Source organism: Butyrivibrio sp. M55 (assembly GCF_900116865.1).
GTDB lineage: Bacteria > Bacillota > Clostridia > Lachnospirales > Lachnospiraceae > Butyrivibrio.
Genome location: NZ_FPCD01000001.1, coordinates 488,284 through 505,130, shown reverse-complemented (window position 1 = coordinate 505,130; position 16,847 = coordinate 488,284). Strand labels below are relative to the sequence as shown.

Below are 16,847 nucleotides of genomic sequence, written 5' to 3'. Positions count from 1 at the left end.
TGTTTTTTCTAGGCATAATGAGTTCCTCCTCTTGTATTATATGATATTTAAGGGATTAACTCATTTTAAAATGTACTAATTAGATGCTAGCACTAATATCTACAATTATGGTAATATTCCGGGGCTTGAGTTTATAAGAACCAAGACAATCGGCAATGGAGATGAGCTGTGTGATTTCAGGCTCAGACTTAAGTGAAAAGAGAAGTAGTTGGAGTAAAAGAAGGAATTGAAATGACAAAAAACGAATTTGATGCAATGTTGGAAAAAGGGCTTGAGCAGGCAAAAGCAAATGAAGGCAGATTGGCAGAAGATGTGCTTGCTGATGTTGTTAAAGGTTATGAACACGGAGAAGAAAAATCTGGCGAGTCATTTAGACATAGAACATTTGAAGAACGTGTTGCTGAATATGGCGGAAAGATTGGTGTTGATGGTGAATTTGACTGGGGTGAACCGGTAGGGAGAGAGATTTGGTAATCCTGAAAATGCAGACTAGATTATATACGAGGAGTTGGAAGAGGTTTTTCAATGGTAAAGAATATAGTTAAGGATCCTTTTTTTCTCAGGCAGAAGTCTGAACCTGCGACTGAAGCAGACGCGCAGGTGATCGAGGATCTTATTGATACGCTTGATGCCAACAGGGAGAGATGCGTTGGTATGGCGGCAAATATGATCGGGGTGAGGAAGAGAATTATAGTGGTGGCTATGGGACCTTTTCTTTTCCCTATGATAAATCCTGTTATTACTAAGAAGAGCGGGGAGTACCGGACGGAAGAAAGCTGTCTGTCGCTGGAAGGTGTAAGGCCGTGCACGCGGTACAGGGAAATCGAGGTTGATTATCTGGACCGTGACTTTAAGCCGCAGCATGGGAAGTATAAGGATTTTACCGCGCAGATCATTCAACATGAGATTGATCATTTTGAGGGGATTTTGATCTGAAATAAGTATTAGTGTAATTCACATAGTGTATGAGACGTATGCGGTTAGCTTGAGGATGCTCTTGAAGGAATTATAACTCAAAATGACTCCCTTATCTGTGCCAGAAATTTCTCTGCAATAGGTGTGAAAGTCTGGTACTTGTTCCAAATCAGATATAGCTTTGTTTCCTGCTTGGGGGTGAGGGGACGGAATACAAGATCACTTTCTTCGGAGCAGTTAATGAGGTGCTCAAAGGTAAGAAGTATTCCGAGACCTTCTTTGGCAAACATAGAAGCATTATAAGCAAGGCGAAAAGATCCTTCCAGGTGGAGTTTGGAGAATTGATCGCCTGCCCACTGTGGTATCTCAATATTCCAGCTTTGTTCAGAGCAGAAGAGTGGCTGGCCGATAAGGTCGGTTGCCTTTATGCTCTTTTTCTTTGCAAGAGGGTGGCTCTTTAACATAACAGCTCCCCAACGGTCGGTATCAGGAAATGTGATAGAATCGTATTTTTCTTTGTTTGGGAGCTCGCAGATTACGCCGAAATCAAGCAATCCCTTATCAAGCTTTTCGGTTACCTGTTCTGTGTCGCCGCTGGTGATGTGGTAGGTAAAGGAAGGATAGCTGTCTTTGAGTTTTTTTATTTCTTTAGCAAGGTGGCAGATTTGATAGGATTCAGCCAGACCAAAGTATATATCACCGCCGGTGATGTCGTCTAAGGAGACAAACTCCTGCTCGATTTTATCTGCCATAAGGACCAGATCCTCGGCACGGTCACGAAGGAGCATTCCTTCATCGGTGAGTTTGATGGAAAAACTGTGGCGTGTGAATAGTTTTTTTCCAAGCTCTTCTTCAAGACTCTTTAATGACTTGGAGAGGGTGGGCTGCGTTACATGGAGTAATTCAGCGGCTCTTGACATGTTCTCTTCTCTGGCAACAGCAAGAAAATATCTTAAATTTCTTATTTCCATAATGGATTCCTTTCGGGCAGTGATATAACCAAAATGAATATCATGATATTCATTATAACCATTAGCGAAAGCGATGTATATGGATTATAGTGAGGTTGTCAGGGAAAAATATAAATATGGTACTAAAAATGAACTTGGAAACTGTTGAGTCGAAGAAAAGAAGACTGTAAGAATGGAGTACATGATCATGAAAAGAATTGGAAAGCTTTTGGCAGTATCATTAATATCAACACTTGCTCTTTCACTTGGAGTATGTGGGAGTCGGAATCCGGAAAATGTAGAGGCTAAGGAGAATAAAGCGATGATGAAAACTGAGAAATTAAATCTGACAACAGAGTGGGATAAGACTTTTGAAAAGAGCGATAAAGTTGATCACAGCAAAGTAACATTTGTAAACAGATATGGAATAACACTTGCCGCTGACATGTATGTTCCAAAGAATGCAGAAGGAAAACTTCCGGCAATTGCGGTTGCAGGTCCTTTCGGTGCGGTTAAGGAACAGTGTTCGGGATTATATGCACAGGAAATGGCAGAGAGAGGCTTTTTGACAATTGCTTTTGATGCGTCATTTACAGGAGAAAGCGGGGGCCAGCCAAGGTACATGGCGTCTCCGGATATAAATACAGAAGATTTCATGGCTGCTGTGGATTTTTTGTCAGTTCAGGATAACGTGGATCCAGAGAGAATCGGAATTATAGGAATCTGCGGATGGGGCGGAATGGCGCTTAACACTGCGGCTCTTGATACCAGGGTAAAAGCCACGGTAACAGCTACAATGTACGATATGTCCAGAGTTAATGCTAACGGATATTTTGACGCAGATAATAATGAGGAAGCCAGATACAATAATAAAGTGGCGCTCAATAAGGCAAGAACAGAAAATTACAGAAGCGGAGAATATACAAGAGCGGGCGGATGCCTTCCGCTTCCCGTGCCGGAAGATGTTCCTTTTTATGTAAAAGACTATAGCGAATATTACAAGGGAAGAGCTTATCATGAGAGATCTTTAAATTCCAATGAAGGATGGAATACTGTAGGCTGCATGTCTTTTATCAATCAGCCGATACTGAGATACACAAATGAGATAAGAAGTGCAGTTCTCATGATCCATGGAGAAAAAGCTCATTCTTGCTACTTTAGTAAGGATGCCTACGCAGATATGACAAGAAACAGTAAATACACAGACAACAAGGAGCTGATGATCATACCGGGTGCGGTTCATACAGATCTTTACGACAACATGGAAGTAATTCCTTTTGATAAAATGCAGGATTTCTTTGCAAAGAATCTTAAATAGGTTTGATATTAAACGTAAGATTTTTCTTGAAAAAGATTTTTAATTCAATTAGCCTTTTCTTAGGACGTCCGAATCTTTCCTAAGAGGAGGCTTTTTTACTATGAATAAAGAATAACTACACAGGTACATTTCTGAGAGCACCGGGAATGAGAGTAACATATGTCAGATTTATGCCATCAAAGAAGGCGAGGTGGAGCTTGATGATTGTTGGCATGGATTCAAGACTTTGGATGCGATGAATGTCAATTCCGTGACTAAAGGCATTATGGCATTACTGGCAGGGATCGCGTTGGACAAGGGATTTATCAAAAACTTGGATCAAAAGGTGATGGATTTTTTTCCTGATTACACTGTAAAACGTGGGGAGAAAACTATCTATGACGTTACGATCAGGCATATGCTCACAATGACAGCTCCGTATAAAGGCAAGTCAGAGCCGTGGAAGAAGGTATGTACATCCGCAGACTTTACGCTTGCGATTCTTGATTATCTTGGCGGCCGAAGCGGAATCACCGGAGAATTCAGGTACGCAACACTTGGCATTCAGATCCTTGCGGGGATAATCGAGAGAGCAACGGGTGAAAAATGTATTGATTTCGCTAACAAGAATCTTTTTGAACCACTGGGACTTCCCGAGCGTATACCTCACGGAGACAGTTCTAAAGAGGATCAGTTTGATTTTTTTATGAACAAAAATCCCAGGAAATACGAGTGGTACTCTGACCCTAAGGGCTGCGTTACAGCAGGCTGGGGATTATGTATGTCGGCAAAAGATATGGCTACTGTCGGTGAGCTTGTTTTGGATGGTGGGCTTAGTGGCGGCAAGAGGATCATCTCCGAAGAATATTTAAAGGATATGCTGACGCCTCACATTAAGCTTGGCGAGAGGTTTGGCTTCATGAACTATGGCTACTTATGGTACAAGCCATACGATGACAAAGAAGTATATGCGGCGATTGGTGACAGCGGAAATATTATCTATGTAAACAAAGAGGAAAATGTAGCTGTGGGAATGACGGGTACATTTAAGCCGAGAATCTTTGACCGTGTGGAATTTATTGAGCGGAAAGTGTTGCAGGTGATTAGTGGGTGATTGAGGATTTATTTGGCTGTAGATGAAGTATTCGTATGACAGGGGGTATCTTGGTGGTTAGTTGCTTGAAAAGCGAACAAATTGGGTGTATCATAAAAATGAAATAAATAATTTCGGAAATGTGAGGCTGGCGAAATGATTTATGATTACATAGTTGAAAATTATAAAAATGGCGAGCCGATTTTTTTAAGTGAGCTTCCGGGTGAATCAAAGGATTATCTCAGGCAAGAGATGAAGAAGCTTGTAGATGAAGGAAAGTTGGAACGCTTATATAATGGGGTATATTATCTTTCTTATGTCACAATACTGGGAACAAAAGGGAAGGTTTCGGTAGATAAATATATCAAGAAGAAGTATCTGGAAACAGATGGCAAAGTATCAGGGTATATTACCGGGCTTCAGCTAGCTAATAAATATGGTTTTACCACTCAGAATCCTGCTTGTTATGAAGTATGTAGCAATGAGGCGAGCACAAAGCAGCGTAAACAGGAAATTGATGGTAATACCATAGTAATTTATATGCCGGTAGTTAGTGTTACAGAAGAAAATCAAGTTGCATTGCAGTTTTTGGATTTAATGTCTACTCTTGATAAATATAGTGAAATATCCGGGACAGAGCTTAAGAATAAGCTTAAGAAGTACGTTGAATTGGCGGGAATTGATTTTTCAATTGTAAAGAAGTATTTGTCGCTTTATCCGGATCGTGTGTATCGAAATATATATGATGGAGGCTTAATGGGTGAGTTGGTATAAGGAGTATAAGGAACAGTGGAAAGAAATTATTGAAACTGTTGCAGCGGAGAAGCGCCGTACGATGCAGATGGTTGAAAAAGATACTATTCAATGTATGTGTTTGAGTATGAATCTCTTTTTAGCGATATTCCATTGGAACTTATTGTAGAAACAAGCTTTTATCAAGAAGTTTATCCGGTTGAGGTGCAGGAGGTAAATAGCTTTGTTGGTAATTTTTGTGTAGAGCATAAAGTAGAATTGCCGATACCTTTCGAGGCCACAACTGTTAAGATGCAGGTTCAATCTTTGGAACGAACTTTTATAGATAAAGTATTTGCAGTATGCGATTATCGTTTGCAGAATATGCAGGATAGGGATTCGAGGCATCTTTATGATATCGCAAAACTGTTGCCGAAGATTAAATTTACATCTGAGCTAGATGCTCTTATAGATGATGTTCGAGATGATAGGATGAAATCAAAGAATAATCCTGCGGCGCAGTTGGGACATGACATACCTGAAATGCTTAAAGAAATTATCAGTAGTCGTTTTTATGAAGCTGATTACAATAATATTACCAAAAAGCTTTTGTATGAGGATGTAAGTTATGAGGAAGCTGTTTCAAACGGGATTGCTATTGTGGCGGATATGGATATATTTAAGTATAAGAGCTGAAAGAGAGACTTATTAGGGGGGGATAAGATGCCGGAGAATATAGAGGTTTTTACCCAGAATAGTATAAGGATACGGAGCGAACGTGGCACGATCTATGTGGATCCTTTTCACATGAAGGAGGAGCCGCATGATGCGGATTATGTTCTGATCACGCATTCGCATTACGATCATTTTTCGATTGAGGATATTAGGAAGGTGGCAGGGGCGCAGACGTTGCTTGTTGTTCCTGAGAGGATGGAGGATGACGCGGGTGAGCTTCGCCCTGATGTAAAAGATATTGTGACGGTTAAGCCTGGGATTTTCAAAGAGGTAAACGGTCTTGAAATGGAGACGGTTCCTGCTTACAACACGATCAAGCCGTTTCATCCAAGGCGTGCTGAGTGGGTCGGCTATATCCTGAGGGTTAACGGGAAGCGCATTTACGTTGCGGGAGATACAGGAGCTACGAAGGAGGCGAGGCAGGTGAAGTGCGATATAGCTCTTTTGCCCATTGGAGGAACGTTCACAATGGATGCCAGGAGAGCTGCGGAGCTTGCGAATACGATCAAGCCGGAGTATGCTATCCCCGTCCATTATGGCAGTTTTGTCGGGAAAAAGAGTGACGGGCAGACTTTTGCTTCGCTTGTAAAGGAGCCGGTGAAGGTTTTGGAGAAGATTCAGTATTTTGAGTAAAAGGATGAGATTTTCTTGCGTATAATTTGATATGAGAGCGTGTATCGGTAATAAATTTACGGTATAATGAATATATGGATGCCAACATTGAATATGCAATGTTATATCTGGAACTGAATCTTTTTTCTCTGATCCTGATATGGATAATTCTTCGGAAAACTCAGGGGTTGTCCAAGATGGAGGCGCAGAGAAATTTTGTTATGTCCATTATTTCCGAGATGGTTTTCTTTGTTTCTGACACGTGGTTTTTGATGGTGTTTACGAATGTCATCCCAGGCGATGGATGGATTCTTATTGCCTGTAAGTCGGTCTATTTTTTCGCTACATCCAGCATGTGTTTCTTCTGGTTTCTATATTTTGAGCATATACGCGAGACGAGTTTTGTTAAGGATATGCGGAAGGTTAGGCTTTCGTCTGTGCTTATGGTGATCATGGGTGTTTTGCTGATAGGAAATCTTTTTGGCAAATATCTGTTTTATCTAGGTGATGATGGAACATATCACAGAGGTCCCTTGTTTATTCTTAACTATGTCTTTTCGTATGCATACGTTGTGCTGGCGTGGATCAGGATTATTATAAATATCATCAAAAAAGATACCAAGAAGAATAGGAAACAGCTGGTTAGGCTGGCTCTTTTACCTGTTGCGCCGGGTGTTGCGGGAATAATACAGTTTGTCCATCCGAGATTGCCTGTGGCCTGCGTGGCTATGTCTTTGGCGACGCTGATTCTGTATCTTGTGTGGGTGGATGAGCTTATTTCTCTTGATCCGCTTACGGGGCTTAACAACAGGAAGCAGCTCAATCTGTCATTTGAGCAGATTAAGAGGGGGAAGAGTGATCAGGAAAAGATCTTTCTCCTTTTGGCGGACGCTAATCATTTCAAATCCATCAATGACACTTACGGGCATCTTCAGGGGGACAATGCGCTTAAACTGATTGCCAAGGCGCTGCGGGAAGGTTGCAAGGCAGTAGGGCGCAGGGGTATCATTGCAAGGTATGGCGGCGATGAATTCGTTATTCTGTTGTCTTCGGAAGGCAGTGCTTCGAACGAGGAACTTAAGAACGCCATAAATACAAGGCTCGCTGAGCTTGTGAAAGAGGAGAAACTTCCGTTTGAGCTGACAGTCAGTATCGGCATTGCGAAGCTTGAAGAGGCGGATTCGCTTAAGAGCCTTATAGTTAAGGCGGATGCGGCTATGTATAATGAAAAAAGAGAACGAGGTACGGGGAGATAGAGGAGAATGAGGAGATAAATATGGATTCTATTTTGATTAAAGACACTACAAGAGAAGAAAGGGAGCGCATTGTTGCTGAATCGATCGGTAATATCGATGGCAGTTGTGACGGCTGCAGCGCGGGGGTGATCGAGATGTATCAGCCATACATAGATGGCGTTAAGGAAATCCGCGAGATCAATATGGAGTTTAGGGCGCACTATGAGTCGGGAATTGATGGACCGGTGAAGAAGGAATGCGGGTATAAGATGTGATTGGGCGCGGGGGTATGGGCACGGGCTAAGGAAGGATTACGGGAATAGGATGTGATAAAGTGCGGGGGTATGGGCACGGGTTAGAGTTTCGATGTGCTATACTCCGCAATAGCTTTCCTGTTTTAGGATGATTTCATCAGCATAGTGATCAAGCATAATTTTCTGCCAGTTTTTTGTTGTGACCTTTTCGCCTTTTTCTAAAGGATAACATGTGTCGCTGATTGCGGTTATGGGGCGGCCGTTCGCTTCAGACGTACAATTTTTCTTATAAACTCTTAGATATTTTTGACCAATATCGTCTTTAAGGATACTTATGTCTGTATCGGAATACTCAAAAGAAAGGCTTTCAGGGTCAATATGAGTCTTTTCTATAGTTTTTACGATTCTATATTTGGAAGCAATTTTCTCCGACTTTTTATGGAAAAAAATCATAATATTTCTCCGCCAATCTGATTAAATAATATGGACCTATTAGCAAATGAGGGGGGAGCTAATAGGTCCTTGAGTTCTATATGGCATATAAACCAGTACAAGAACTTATGGGGGCTTATATATTTCATGGAAAGAAAAAATATATAAGTCTAAAATTGGGTATTCGTACAACAAAATAACGTTAACATATTCTTAAAAGAAAATCAATATAAATGTTATTTGAAATATTATTTTTTTAGGATGGTGTTATGTGGGAATAACTACGTGGAAGTCGTGGAATGCAACGTTTATCAGTGCTGCGTGTGAGAGTTGGAGAGGGGGGATGGGCGTTAAAATAACATTGAGAAAGATTTTTTTATATGGCAGAATGTTAATGAGAGATTAAAAAGATTCATTGGGGAGTAATTCTGTTTATAGAAAAAACGGTGGGATTTGGAAGGTGAGTAAAACATGAAGAAAAGTGATATTTTAAAACAAGTAAGAATCCTCATGCATATTACATGTACAAAAGGCTTTGCGAGACATAAGAAAGCTGTAGATGATTTTTTTGACAAATCAACTTATTATGACATGTGCACTAAAATTGATTTTCGAGATGATGGATCAGCCGAGCTGTATACGCATGAGCGTGGGAAGAAGATTGTATCGTATGTTACCGATGACGAAAAGGTAGTTGTTTTCGAGATTCTCAGTAATCTTATTTGGGGAGATGCGTATGAGATGTATGAATGTAATGAGCAAGAGTATTGCGACAGGTCTTTTGAACTGATTGGCGAACCGTATAATACATGGCACAAACGAGGAATTACTATTTTTAACTTGGGTGATATAGGCGATTGCCATAAAGACATCGGCTGAAAATGCCTTTATTGGGTTATTTTCTGGAATTTATACGAACAAAAAGAGTTATATTGCGAAAGGTCGAGATTTTTGTCAGGGGTTAGCGGAATCAATTATGCTCAAAGAAGTGATGTTTCGCTTGGCTATTACTTTTATATGTTCTTGTTCTTTATGATCGTATTTGGCATGGCACTTAAGAACGCCGACGGAAAAGAGTCGGGACTTGGTGTTGTTCTGCCGCTCCTTACTTTTATAACGGTTGCACAGACGATCAACAGTTGTAAATCTTACAGAGATTACAATGATTTTGCTTTGTCAAAAGAACAGGTTTATTCGATCGGACAAGATATCTTAGATCAGTATTTTGCGGCAGATAAGAGCGGAACAGAAACTATGGAGTTGCATGTTTTGGCCAATGAAGAAAGAGACAATACCTGGCCGTATACATTCTATGTAGGAGATGCGATTTCGGATTCTTTATCAAGGCACGGAGTTATAAGTAAATTCATCAAGTGTACGGTGATCTATGATAGACAGAAGGATGAAGAATTTAAAGTGGGATTTTGAAGTGGCGTATATTTTTAGGGGCGGCTATTGTAGCTGCTCCTATTTTTGTTATAATTTTTATGAGTTTTAACGAACAGGAGGAGAGCTTATGAACACGGCAGATAAACTTGAGATACTTTTGGAAAAAGCAAAGAGTGATTCGGCTCTTAAGCAGAATCTTCTTGATACGAGAAATGAGGCAGATCCGCTTGCGGCTTTTTGTAAGGTGGCAGCAGGCGCAGGTGTGGAGCTTACCGTTATGGATATAGTCAACCAGGGTGAGGAGTTCTATGCGGAGATTAAGCGCAGTACCAACGGTGGCGGAGAGAATTCACCGGATCTTGATTTTCAGAACGATGAGTATTCTATATTTATGATGAGACTTTCTGATCTGTGATATGGAGAATTTTTGGGAGTAGCTATTGTTGCTGCTCCCATTTTTGTTATAATGCTATATCAGATAGAGAAAAAATGAGATAAAAAAATGTGTTAGGAAAGAAAAAACGCAATGAAAGAAATATCACTTAACGACCTTCGTAAACTTCCGGAGGGTTCATACAGGCTTATAGATGTGCGCGATGAGGCGCTTGCTTCGTACGGCATGCTTCCGGGCGCGATTCATATCGATATGGAAGAGCTGGAAAAAGAAGATAGCGCGGCAATCGGCGATATTCCACAGGATAAGACTATTATTCTTTACTGCCAGATAGGTAAAAAGACTAGGGAAGCAGAAGAGCTTCCGGCTCTTAACGGGCGCGAGTATTACGGTCTTGAAGGCGGATATATGGGATATCTTCAGGACGAACTTGCTCATATGGAAGAAGGCGGCGAGAAGCAGAAGAAAGCTGAGATGAGTATCAGGAAGAAATACCATAAGCAGCTCTTTTCCAGATTCGCGAAGGCGTGCAAGACTTACAAGCTAATAAATGAAGGAGACCATATTGCGGTATGTATCTCGGGCGGCAAAGATTCTATGCTGATGGCAAAGCTCTTTCAGGAGATTCAGACGCACAGGCAGGTGAAGTTCGACGTGACTTTTCTTGTCATGGATCCCGGATACAACAAAGAGAACAGGCAGCTTATCGAAAGTAACGCCAAGGCGCTTGGCATACCGATCACGATTTTCGAGAGTAACATATTTGACTCCGTCGACAATATAGAAAAGAGCCCTTGCTATATCTGTGCTAGAATGCGCAGAGGCTTTTTGTACAGCAAGGCAAAAGAGCTTGGATGCAATAAGATCGCTCTAGGCCACCACTACGATGATGTTATCGAGACTATTCTCATGGGAATGCTTCAGGGCGGACAGATCCAGACAATGATGCCAAAGCTCCACAGCACTAACTTTGAAGGTATGGAACTTATAAGGCCTATGTATTTTATCCGTGAGAGTGATATCTGTGCATGGAGAGATTACAACGAGCTTCATTTCCTTCAGTGTGCATGCCACTTTACAGAGACGTGTTCGACCTGCCATACGGACGGAACTACATCGTCAAAGAGGCTTGAGACCAAGAAACTTATCGAAAGGCTCAAGAAAGACAATCCTTTCGTTGAGTCAAATATCTTCAGAAGTGTCGAGAATGTGCAGCTTAATACTATCATCGAGTACAAAAAGGACGGCGTAAGGCATAACTTCCTCGATGAATATTAATATTTTGCAATATAAACAATATCGGAAAAATTAACTAATGCGATAAGGTAATGATATATGAATACAGCTTTTATAACCGGAGCAACCTCAGGACTTGGCGCCGAGTTTGCGCGTAGATATGCAAAAGAAGGATACAGACTTATTCTCACAGGAAGAAGAACGCAGCGTTTAAATGCCATGAAAAATGAGCTTGGCGTGGAGTGCCGGATTATTAAGGCGGACGTTTCGGATGAGACTAAGTGCAAGGAACTCCTTGATGATATAGCGGATGAAGAGATAGATGTATTCATCAACAACGCGGGTTTTGGCACAGCAGGAAGTTTTCTTGAGACTGATCTTGAAAAAGAAATTTCAATTGTAAAGGTAAATGACATTGCAATGCACATTTTATTCAAAGGCGTGCTTGTAAAGATGCATAAACAGGGGCATGGGACGATTCTAAATGTCGCATCGTCGGCAGGTCTTTTGCCTGCGGGGCCTTATATGGCAACCTATTACGCATCAAAGGCCTATGTCACATCTTTAACCAAAGCTGTTGCGCGTGAACTTAAAGAAATCGGCAGCAGCGTATATGTCGCATGCCTTTGCCCGGGGCCTGTAGATACCGAGTTTAACATGAATGCGGATGTTGTTTTTTCTCTTAAAGGTATTACGGCGGAAAAATGTGTTGATGAGTGCCTAAAGGGCATGAGAAGAAAGAAAACGGTTATCATACCGACACTCAGGATGAAGGTCGCACTCTACGGAAGCAGGTTTGTTCCTCAGAGTTTTGTAATCAAGATGACCGCAGGACAGCAGAAGAAAAAGACGAGATGATATGAAAAAGTACACTGTTTAAGCAGGATATATGGCTTGGACAGTGTGCTTTTTTATTTGAAAGAGTCGCTCGTGCGAAAGCATTTTGCAAATGACTCTTTGATTTCTTTTAAATCATACTTGACAGTCGTAATATTATACGCTATATAATATTGTATCAAAACAAAACAAGAGAGGTGAGTGCATGACATATCAATTAACAGCCCCCTTACTTGATGCTTGCGTTCTGGGAATAGTCCGAAGTGAAGATTCGTACGGATATACTCTGACACAAAAAGTCAGGCAGGTTGTTGATATATCTGAATCAACGCTGTATCCGGTGCTTAGGCGTTTGCAGAAGTCGGACTACCTGAGAACATATGATGCACCTTTTCAGGGGAGAAATCGGCGGTATTACGCGATAACAGATGAGGGCAGAAATATGCTCGAATTTTATGAGAATGAATGGAATGAATATAAGGAGAAAATCGATGGCCTTATCAAGGGGACAGGATTAGAGCCGTCGGAGGGAGCAATGGAGGAAAAAGAGTTATGAACAAAGAACAGTTTTTGAGGGAACTGAATACAAAGTTAAAGTACCTTCCTGAGACAGACAGGAATGATGCGATTCGTTTTTATGACGAATATATTTCGGAGATGGAACTCTCAGATGAGGAGGATGTTACGACTAAGCTCGGAACACCAAAAGAAGTTGCATCGGATATCATAAGTCAGTGTACTCAGAAACATATTGATAATGAGAAAGAACAGAAGACTGTTAAAGGTGGTGCCACAACAATCTGGCTTGTTATTCTTGGAATACTGTCGCTTCCGTTATCTCTACCGCTTGCGATTTTTGCGCTTACATTAATTTTTGTATTTATAGTTCTTTTTTTAGTAATGATTGTTGTTGCATTTGCAGGAGCAATTGCGATCCCGTATGCGCTATTTGTTCACGGGGTGGCGCAAAAAATATTTACATTGGGATACGGCCTTGTGTCCCTTGGTGGTGGTATCTTAATGGCGTATGCTTTGTTGGCTGTTTTGAAAAAGATATTTAGAGCGATGACTAAGAAAAAGAGAGTGAGGAGCATATATGAATAGAAAAACATTACTTATCGCAACGTGTGCGCTTATTGTTGTCGGGGCAATGGCTGTGAAAATTTCAATCGGGATGGGAGCGATTCCGGTTGTGAAGATTGGCGGAGAAAGCGTAGAAGAAAGCCAAAATATGGTACGTGGTAATATAGACATAAGTGAATTTGATACTCTTACGATTGATGCGAGTACGGTAGATGTGCGTATTTTGGAAGGAGACGCGTACAAACTTGAGTATAATGTAAAAGAAAAATATGTTCCGGAGGTCAGTCAGGACGGTAAGAATTTGACTGTAAAACAACCTTCTCTTAAAGCAGAAATAGTATTTTTTGATATGGATTTAACAGCGTGTAAGGAAGAATCAAGTTATACCATTACGGTACCTAAAGATACTGCACCTATAAATGTTGATGTTAAAGCTTCCACGGACGACGTTGTAATTGACGGTGTTGATGTGAATGGAAAGGTTGTTTCGGATACGGATAGCATTACATTAAGTAATGTGTCCTCAAGCGATCTTTATGTAAAGAGCTCCACGGGAAAGATAAAGCTTGATTATTCTGAGTTTGACAAGCTTGAGCTTGAATCGTCCACTGATGACATAATCGTTGAGAATTGTACTATTAATGATCTCGCTGCAGATTCATCAAGCGATAAGATCACACTTAATAATGTCAAGTTAAATACTGCAAATCTTAAAGCACTTGATGACATTGTTATTGATATAGTGGGACAAAATGATTATTCATTGGATCTGACATCATCTACAGGAGAAGATATCATTGTTGAAGGAAATACGACGGAAGGCTCTTTTAAGTCAGACAACGGGAGCGGTAAGAGTATAACTGCTAAGTCAAGTACAGGAGAAATCAAGGTTTCTTTTGCAAATAAGTAATCATCGTTATTTGAGCGGTACAATATGTACCGCTTTGTTTATGTATAATAAAGAAAAAAGTAATAATTTGTTCGAGAAATACTATGTTATCTTCATTGACAGCGCTGTATCATATTGTATATGATATTTTGGATAATCATAGAAGGAGAGATACGATGCAGACCGAAGTAATGGAAAAATGTGACAGACTTGTAGAGAACAGAAACATTATTTACAAGGGGTTTATGTTGGAAGACAGCCTTATGCAGATATTGGCGGCATTGTCGTTTATTGATCGTGGAGAGACGGCAGATGTTAAGGCTATAAAGAGATGCAGAAAAATTTTACGTAAGAAACACAGCGCGTTTTCATATCTTCGCGGAAACAACGAACTTTTTATTTCAACAAAGATGGCTCTTTCCGAAGATCCTGAGAAGTATCTTGATGATGTTACAGAAATATATGAGAAACTTCAAAAAGGTAAATTTCTTGGATCTACATACAGAGTTTTATCTGCGGTTATCATCTGCGATTCCGGTAAGGCAGATGATTCGGATAAGGTAATAGAGAAGACGGAAGCGCTTTTGGACGGAATGAAAGCAGCACATCCTTTTCTTACAAATGATGAAGATACATGTCTTGCGGTTTTGCTTGCAATGACAGAAAAGAGCACGGAAAATATTTTGAGCGAACTTGAATCGACATATCTTGAGATAAAGAATGATTTCATGCTTTACAACAATTCGGCATATTCTCTTTGCCAGGTGCTTACAACTCTTGACGGTGCGTATAAGAAGAAATGCGAGAAGACAATCGCGCTTTTTGATGCATTTAAGGAAGCCGGAACCAAGTACGGCAAGGAATATGAGCTTGCGTCACTTGCTCTTTTGACAGATATTCCTATGGATGCAAAAGATATTGTTGCCGAAGTTATCGGAACTGCTGAATATCTCAGAACGAAAAAAGGATTCACATTCTGGTATATGACAAAGCAGACAAGACTTATGTTTGCGGCGATGCTCGTATCCGAGAGCTATCTGGACAATTCCGCTACAGCCGATGCATCAGTGATCAGCAGTACCGTTGCAAGAGTTATTGCCCAGCAGGCAGCGATGTTTGTGATCATTGCCACATCTTCAGCGGCATCGATTGCATCTTCATCATCGAATTAAAAATCGAATTAAACATACGAAAGAAACAGAATAGAAAGATAAAAGAAAATCGGGAAGGATGTTTATCACATCTTTCCCGATATTTTTATTCATAAAATCAATTTGCAACAGCAAGCAATTTCTCAAATTCTTTTGTTTCAAGGGGCTTAGAGAAGTAATAGCCCTGAATCATGTCGCAGCCTGCGTTCTTTAAAAGGAAATACTGCTTTGCATTCTCAACACCCTCAGCGATAACTGTAAGATCGAGGAGCTTCGCCATCTCAAGAATACATCCGAGAAGATTTTTACCCCTGTTGTTCTCAGCAATATCTTTTATAAACTCGATATCGAGCTTAAGTGCATCGAGTGGAAGAGTAGTAAGCATATTTATTGATGAATAACCTTTTCCGAAGTCATCCATTTCAACCATAAATCCGGCTTTCTGGAGCTTTTTTACAACAGATACGATGTGATCCACATTATCCGTATAAGCTGTCTCTGTGATCTCCAGGTGGATGTCTGAAGGGCTAATTTCGTTTTCTTCGATTGTCTTTTGAAGGAAATCGATAATATCGGGATCGAATATGTCAACTCTTGATACGTTTACGGAAACAGGAATGGAGTAGCCAAATTCTTTTTTCCATTTACGAACCTGAGCGGCAGCCTCTCTCCAAACATATCTGTCGAGCTGTCTGATAAGACCGTTCTCTTCAAGCAAAGGAATGAAGAAATCAGGCTTAACAAGACCGAATTCAGGATGTTTCCATCTGATAAGAACTTCAGCACTGGCAAGCTTGGGAGTTTTACCGTGTACATTGTACTTGGGCTGGAAAACCAATTTGAACTGGTGCTCGGAAAACGCTTTGCTTATACCATCAAGAAGCCTTGCTTCAAACATTTCTTTTTCATGCATCTTGGCATCATATACTTCATAAGAAGTAGAGTGCCTAACTTTAGAAATGGAGTTGCAGGCCTGAATAGCACGATCAAAACGCTGTTCAAGAGTAGCCTCTCTTGTTATGTCCGGATATATTCCTATTCTAACGCGAATGTCCGGAGTTTTTAGCATAAGCGCAAGCTTATCGGAAATTTGATGTACAAGAAAATCGTAATTATCCTGATGCTTTATATATATATAGAATTTATCCGCATCATATCTGCATGCGATTCCGCCATGTTCCTTTGCAGTTTGAGATACACAATCACCTATTGCACACAAAACCTTATCTCCGAAGCTTCTACCATAAAGCTCATTTATAAGGTGGAACTTGTTATAGTTCAGTACAATTGCATCAACACCTTCGAATGGATGCTTTCTGTCGTAATCATATGCCTGAATAAAAAACTGCTCTTTGGAACAAAGACCTGTCAACGGATCGACAGTTGGAATATTGATTAGATCGCCATATGATGTCATACCGATGCTAACCGACTCTACAGAAGATCTTGGCGATATGTCCATAAAGTTATTTTCCTCGCTCCCTTTTGCGTTATTATGTAATACTAGTTAGTTTAATTAATTATACATACAAATTACCAAAAAAACACAAAGTTCGCAAAAAAAACACAATTTTATCACAATTTCTTTTTTGCCCGTCGTTAAGCTAAAAACT

22 protein-coding genes are annotated in these 16,847 nt (G+C 40.5%); 19 read left to right on the top strand and 3 right to left on the bottom strand.

Annotated features, from left to right (window positions below; translation table 11 throughout):
- The first annotated feature begins 192 nt into the window (after window positions 1–192).
- Both BM398_RS17065 and BM398_RS02305 read left to right on the top strand, forming a co-directional pair.
- Window positions 193–474 carry an AbrB/MazE/SpoVT family DNA-binding domain-containing protein gene (locus BM398_RS17065; protein WP_175531802.1) on the top strand — a complete coding sequence of 94 codons (282 nt, stop codon included), beginning with the start codon at window positions 193–195 and terminating at the stop codon, window positions 472–474.
- A gap of 51 nt (window positions 475–525) precedes the next feature.
- Window positions 526–936, top strand: coding sequence for a peptide deformylase (locus tag BM398_RS02305; RefSeq protein ID WP_092336239.1), 411 nt, complete (start codon window positions 526–528; stop codon window positions 934–936).
- A gap of 77 nt (window positions 937–1,013) precedes the next feature.
- Here the strand turns inward: BM398_RS02305 and BM398_RS02300 are convergent, their stop codons facing one another.
- Complete coding sequence (locus BM398_RS02300; protein WP_092336238.1) at window positions 1,014–1,886, bottom strand: LysR family transcriptional regulator; 873 nt, start codon at window positions 1,884–1,886, stop codon at window positions 1,014–1,016.
- Between the two features lie 301 nt (window positions 1,887–2,187).
- Between BM398_RS02300 and BM398_RS02295 the strand changes: the two genes are divergently transcribed.
- From BM398_RS02295 to BM398_RS02265, 8 genes are all read left to right on the top strand, one after another.
- The gene (locus tag BM398_RS02295; protein ID WP_092336263.1) at window positions 2,188–3,183 is read left to right on the top strand and encodes an alpha/beta hydrolase; all 996 of its coding nucleotides are present in this window, start codon (window positions 2,188–2,190) and stop codon (window positions 3,181–3,183) included.
- Window positions 3,184–3,373: 190 nt separating this feature from the next.
- Window positions 3,374–4,276 (top strand): serine hydrolase domain-containing protein, encoded by a 903-nt coding sequence (locus tag BM398_RS02290; protein WP_242949744.1) that lies wholly within the window; start codon window positions 3,374–3,376, stop codon window positions 4,274–4,276.
- Between the two features lie 135 nt (window positions 4,277–4,411).
- Window positions 4,412–5,029: a hypothetical protein gene (locus BM398_RS02285; protein WP_092336237.1), complete on the top strand. Its 618-nt coding sequence runs from the start codon at window positions 4,412–4,414 to the stop codon at window positions 5,027–5,029.
- A complete protein-coding gene (locus BM398_RS17360) occupies window positions 5,016–5,177 on the top strand; it encodes a hypothetical protein (RefSeq protein ID WP_242949743.1) in 162 nt (53 codons plus the stop codon). Before BM398_RS02285 ends, BM398_RS17360 begins: the two co-directional genes overlap by 14 nt.
- Window positions 5,162–5,683 carry a nucleotidyl transferase AbiEii/AbiGii toxin family protein gene (locus BM398_RS02280; protein ID WP_242949742.1) on the top strand — a complete coding sequence of 174 codons (522 nt, stop codon included), beginning with the start codon at window positions 5,162–5,164 and terminating at the stop codon, window positions 5,681–5,683. The genes BM398_RS17360 and BM398_RS02280 overlap by 16 nt, the downstream gene beginning before the upstream one ends.
- 27 nt (window positions 5,684–5,710) lie before the next feature.
- The gene (locus BM398_RS02275) at window positions 5,711–6,355 is read left to right on the top strand and encodes an MBL fold metallo-hydrolase (protein ID WP_092336236.1); all 645 of its coding nucleotides are present in this window, start codon (window positions 5,711–5,713) and stop codon (window positions 6,353–6,355) included.
- Between the two features lie 176 nt (window positions 6,356–6,531).
- The gene (locus tag BM398_RS02270; protein WP_242949741.1) at window positions 6,532–7,590 is read left to right on the top strand and encodes a GGDEF domain-containing protein; all 1,059 of its coding nucleotides are present in this window, start codon (window positions 6,532–6,534) and stop codon (window positions 7,588–7,590) included.
- Between the two features lie 20 nt (window positions 7,591–7,610).
- Window positions 7,611–7,844, top strand: a complete 234-nt coding sequence (locus BM398_RS02265; RefSeq protein WP_092336234.1) for a purine biosynthesis protein PurH — start codon at window positions 7,611–7,613, stop codon at window positions 7,842–7,844.
- Window positions 7,845–7,940: 96 nt separating this feature from the next.
- Here BM398_RS02265 and BM398_RS02260 read toward each other — a convergent pair whose 3' ends face one another.
- Window positions 7,941–8,276, bottom strand: coding sequence for a hypothetical protein (locus tag BM398_RS02260; protein ID WP_092336233.1), 336 nt, complete (start codon window positions 8,274–8,276; stop codon window positions 7,941–7,943).
- A gap of 450 nt (window positions 8,277–8,726) precedes the next feature.
- Between BM398_RS02260 and BM398_RS02255 the strand changes: the two genes are divergently transcribed.
- The 9 genes from BM398_RS02255 to BM398_RS02215 all read left to right on the top strand — a co-directional run bounded on the left by BM398_RS02255 (window position 8,727) and on the right by BM398_RS02215 (window position 15,255).
- Window positions 8,727–9,134, top strand: coding sequence for a hypothetical protein (locus BM398_RS02255; RefSeq protein ID WP_092336232.1), 408 nt, complete (start codon window positions 8,727–8,729; stop codon window positions 9,132–9,134).
- 72 nt (window positions 9,135–9,206) lie between these two features.
- Window positions 9,207–9,683, top strand: coding sequence for a hypothetical protein (locus tag BM398_RS02250; protein WP_092336231.1), 477 nt, complete (start codon window positions 9,207–9,209; stop codon window positions 9,681–9,683).
- Between the two features lie 88 nt (window positions 9,684–9,771).
- Window positions 9,772–10,059, top strand: coding sequence for a hypothetical protein (locus BM398_RS02245; protein ID WP_092336230.1), 288 nt, complete (start codon window positions 9,772–9,774; stop codon window positions 10,057–10,059).
- A gap of 111 nt (window positions 10,060–10,170) precedes the next feature.
- Window positions 10,171–11,316: a PP-loop family protein gene (locus BM398_RS02240; RefSeq protein WP_092336229.1), complete on the top strand. Its 1,146-nt coding sequence runs from the start codon at window positions 10,171–10,173 to the stop codon at window positions 11,314–11,316.
- 57 nt (window positions 11,317–11,373) lie between these two features.
- Complete coding sequence (locus tag BM398_RS02235; protein ID WP_092336228.1) at window positions 11,374–12,132, top strand: SDR family NAD(P)-dependent oxidoreductase; 759 nt, start codon at window positions 11,374–11,376, stop codon at window positions 12,130–12,132.
- Between the two features lie 184 nt (window positions 12,133–12,316).
- Window positions 12,317–12,667 carry a PadR family transcriptional regulator gene (locus BM398_RS02230; protein WP_092336227.1) on the top strand — a complete coding sequence of 117 codons (351 nt, stop codon included), beginning with the start codon at window positions 12,317–12,319 and terminating at the stop codon, window positions 12,665–12,667.
- The gene (locus BM398_RS02225) at window positions 12,664–13,215 is read left to right on the top strand and encodes a DUF1700 domain-containing protein (protein WP_092336226.1); all 552 of its coding nucleotides are present in this window, start codon (window positions 12,664–12,666) and stop codon (window positions 13,213–13,215) included. Before BM398_RS02230 ends, BM398_RS02225 begins: the two co-directional genes overlap by 4 nt.
- Window positions 13,208–14,104: a DUF4097 family beta strand repeat-containing protein gene (locus BM398_RS02220; RefSeq protein WP_092336225.1), complete on the top strand. Its 897-nt coding sequence runs from the start codon at window positions 13,208–13,210 to the stop codon at window positions 14,102–14,104. Before BM398_RS02225 ends, BM398_RS02220 begins: the two co-directional genes overlap by 8 nt.
- A gap of 155 nt (window positions 14,105–14,259) precedes the next feature.
- Window positions 14,260–15,255, top strand: a complete 996-nt coding sequence (locus BM398_RS02215; RefSeq protein ID WP_175531800.1) for a DUF4003 family protein — start codon at window positions 14,260–14,262, stop codon at window positions 15,253–15,255.
- A gap of 97 nt (window positions 15,256–15,352) precedes the next feature.
- Here BM398_RS02215 and BM398_RS02210 read toward each other — a convergent pair whose 3' ends face one another.
- The gene (locus BM398_RS02210; protein WP_092336223.1) at window positions 15,353–16,696 is read right to left on the bottom strand and encodes a putative bifunctional diguanylate cyclase/phosphodiesterase; all 1,344 of its coding nucleotides are present in this window, start codon (window positions 16,694–16,696) and stop codon (window positions 15,353–15,355) included.
- Window positions 16,697–16,847: the final 151 nt, after the last annotated feature.

Bases quoted from the DNA above. Each gene is read 5' to 3' on its own strand.
- BM398_RS02305 (WP_092336239.1), top strand. From the start codon at position 526: ATGGTAAAGAATATAGTTAAGGATCCTTTTTTTCTCAGGCAGAAGTCT.
- BM398_RS02300 (WP_092336238.1), bottom strand. From the start codon at position 1,886: ATGGAAATAAGAAATTTAAGATATTTTCTTGCTGTTGCCAGAGAAGAG.
- BM398_RS02295 (WP_092336263.1), top strand. From the start codon at position 2,188: ATGATGAAAACTGAGAAATTAAATCTGACAACAGAGTGGGATAAGACT.
- BM398_RS02285 (WP_092336237.1), top strand. From the start codon at position 4,412: ATGATTTATGATTACATAGTTGAAAATTATAAAAATGGCGAGCCGATT.
- BM398_RS02275 (WP_092336236.1), top strand. From the start codon at position 5,711: ATGCCGGAGAATATAGAGGTTTTTACCCAGAATAGTATAAGGATACGG.
- BM398_RS02270 (WP_242949741.1), top strand. From the start codon at position 6,532: ATGGAGGCGCAGAGAAATTTTGTTATGTCCATTATTTCCGAGATGGTT.
- BM398_RS02265 (WP_092336234.1), top strand. From the start codon at position 7,611: ATGGATTCTATTTTGATTAAAGACACTACAAGAGAAGAAAGGGAGCGC.
- BM398_RS02260 (WP_092336233.1), bottom strand. From the start codon at position 8,276: ATGATTTTTTTCCATAAAAAGTCGGAGAAAATTGCTTCCAAATATAGA.
- BM398_RS02255 (WP_092336232.1), top strand. From the start codon at position 8,727: ATGAAGAAAAGTGATATTTTAAAACAAGTAAGAATCCTCATGCATATT.
- BM398_RS02245 (WP_092336230.1), top strand. From the start codon at position 9,772: ATGAACACGGCAGATAAACTTGAGATACTTTTGGAAAAAGCAAAGAGT.
- BM398_RS02240 (WP_092336229.1), top strand. From the start codon at position 10,171: ATGAAAGAAATATCACTTAACGACCTTCGTAAACTTCCGGAGGGTTCA.
- BM398_RS02235 (WP_092336228.1), top strand. From the start codon at position 11,374: ATGAATACAGCTTTTATAACCGGAGCAACCTCAGGACTTGGCGCCGAG.
- BM398_RS02230 (WP_092336227.1), top strand. From the start codon at position 12,317: ATGACATATCAATTAACAGCCCCCTTACTTGATGCTTGCGTTCTGGGA.
- BM398_RS02225 (WP_092336226.1), top strand. From the start codon at position 12,664: ATGAACAAAGAACAGTTTTTGAGGGAACTGAATACAAAGTTAAAGTAC.
- BM398_RS02220 (WP_092336225.1), top strand. From the start codon at position 13,208: ATGAATAGAAAAACATTACTTATCGCAACGTGTGCGCTTATTGTTGTC.
- BM398_RS02215 (WP_175531800.1), top strand. From the start codon at position 14,260: ATGCAGACCGAAGTAATGGAAAAATGTGACAGACTTGTAGAGAACAGA.
- BM398_RS02210 (WP_092336223.1), bottom strand. From the start codon at position 16,696: ATGGACATATCGCCAAGATCTTCTGTAGAGTCGGTTAGCATCGGTATG.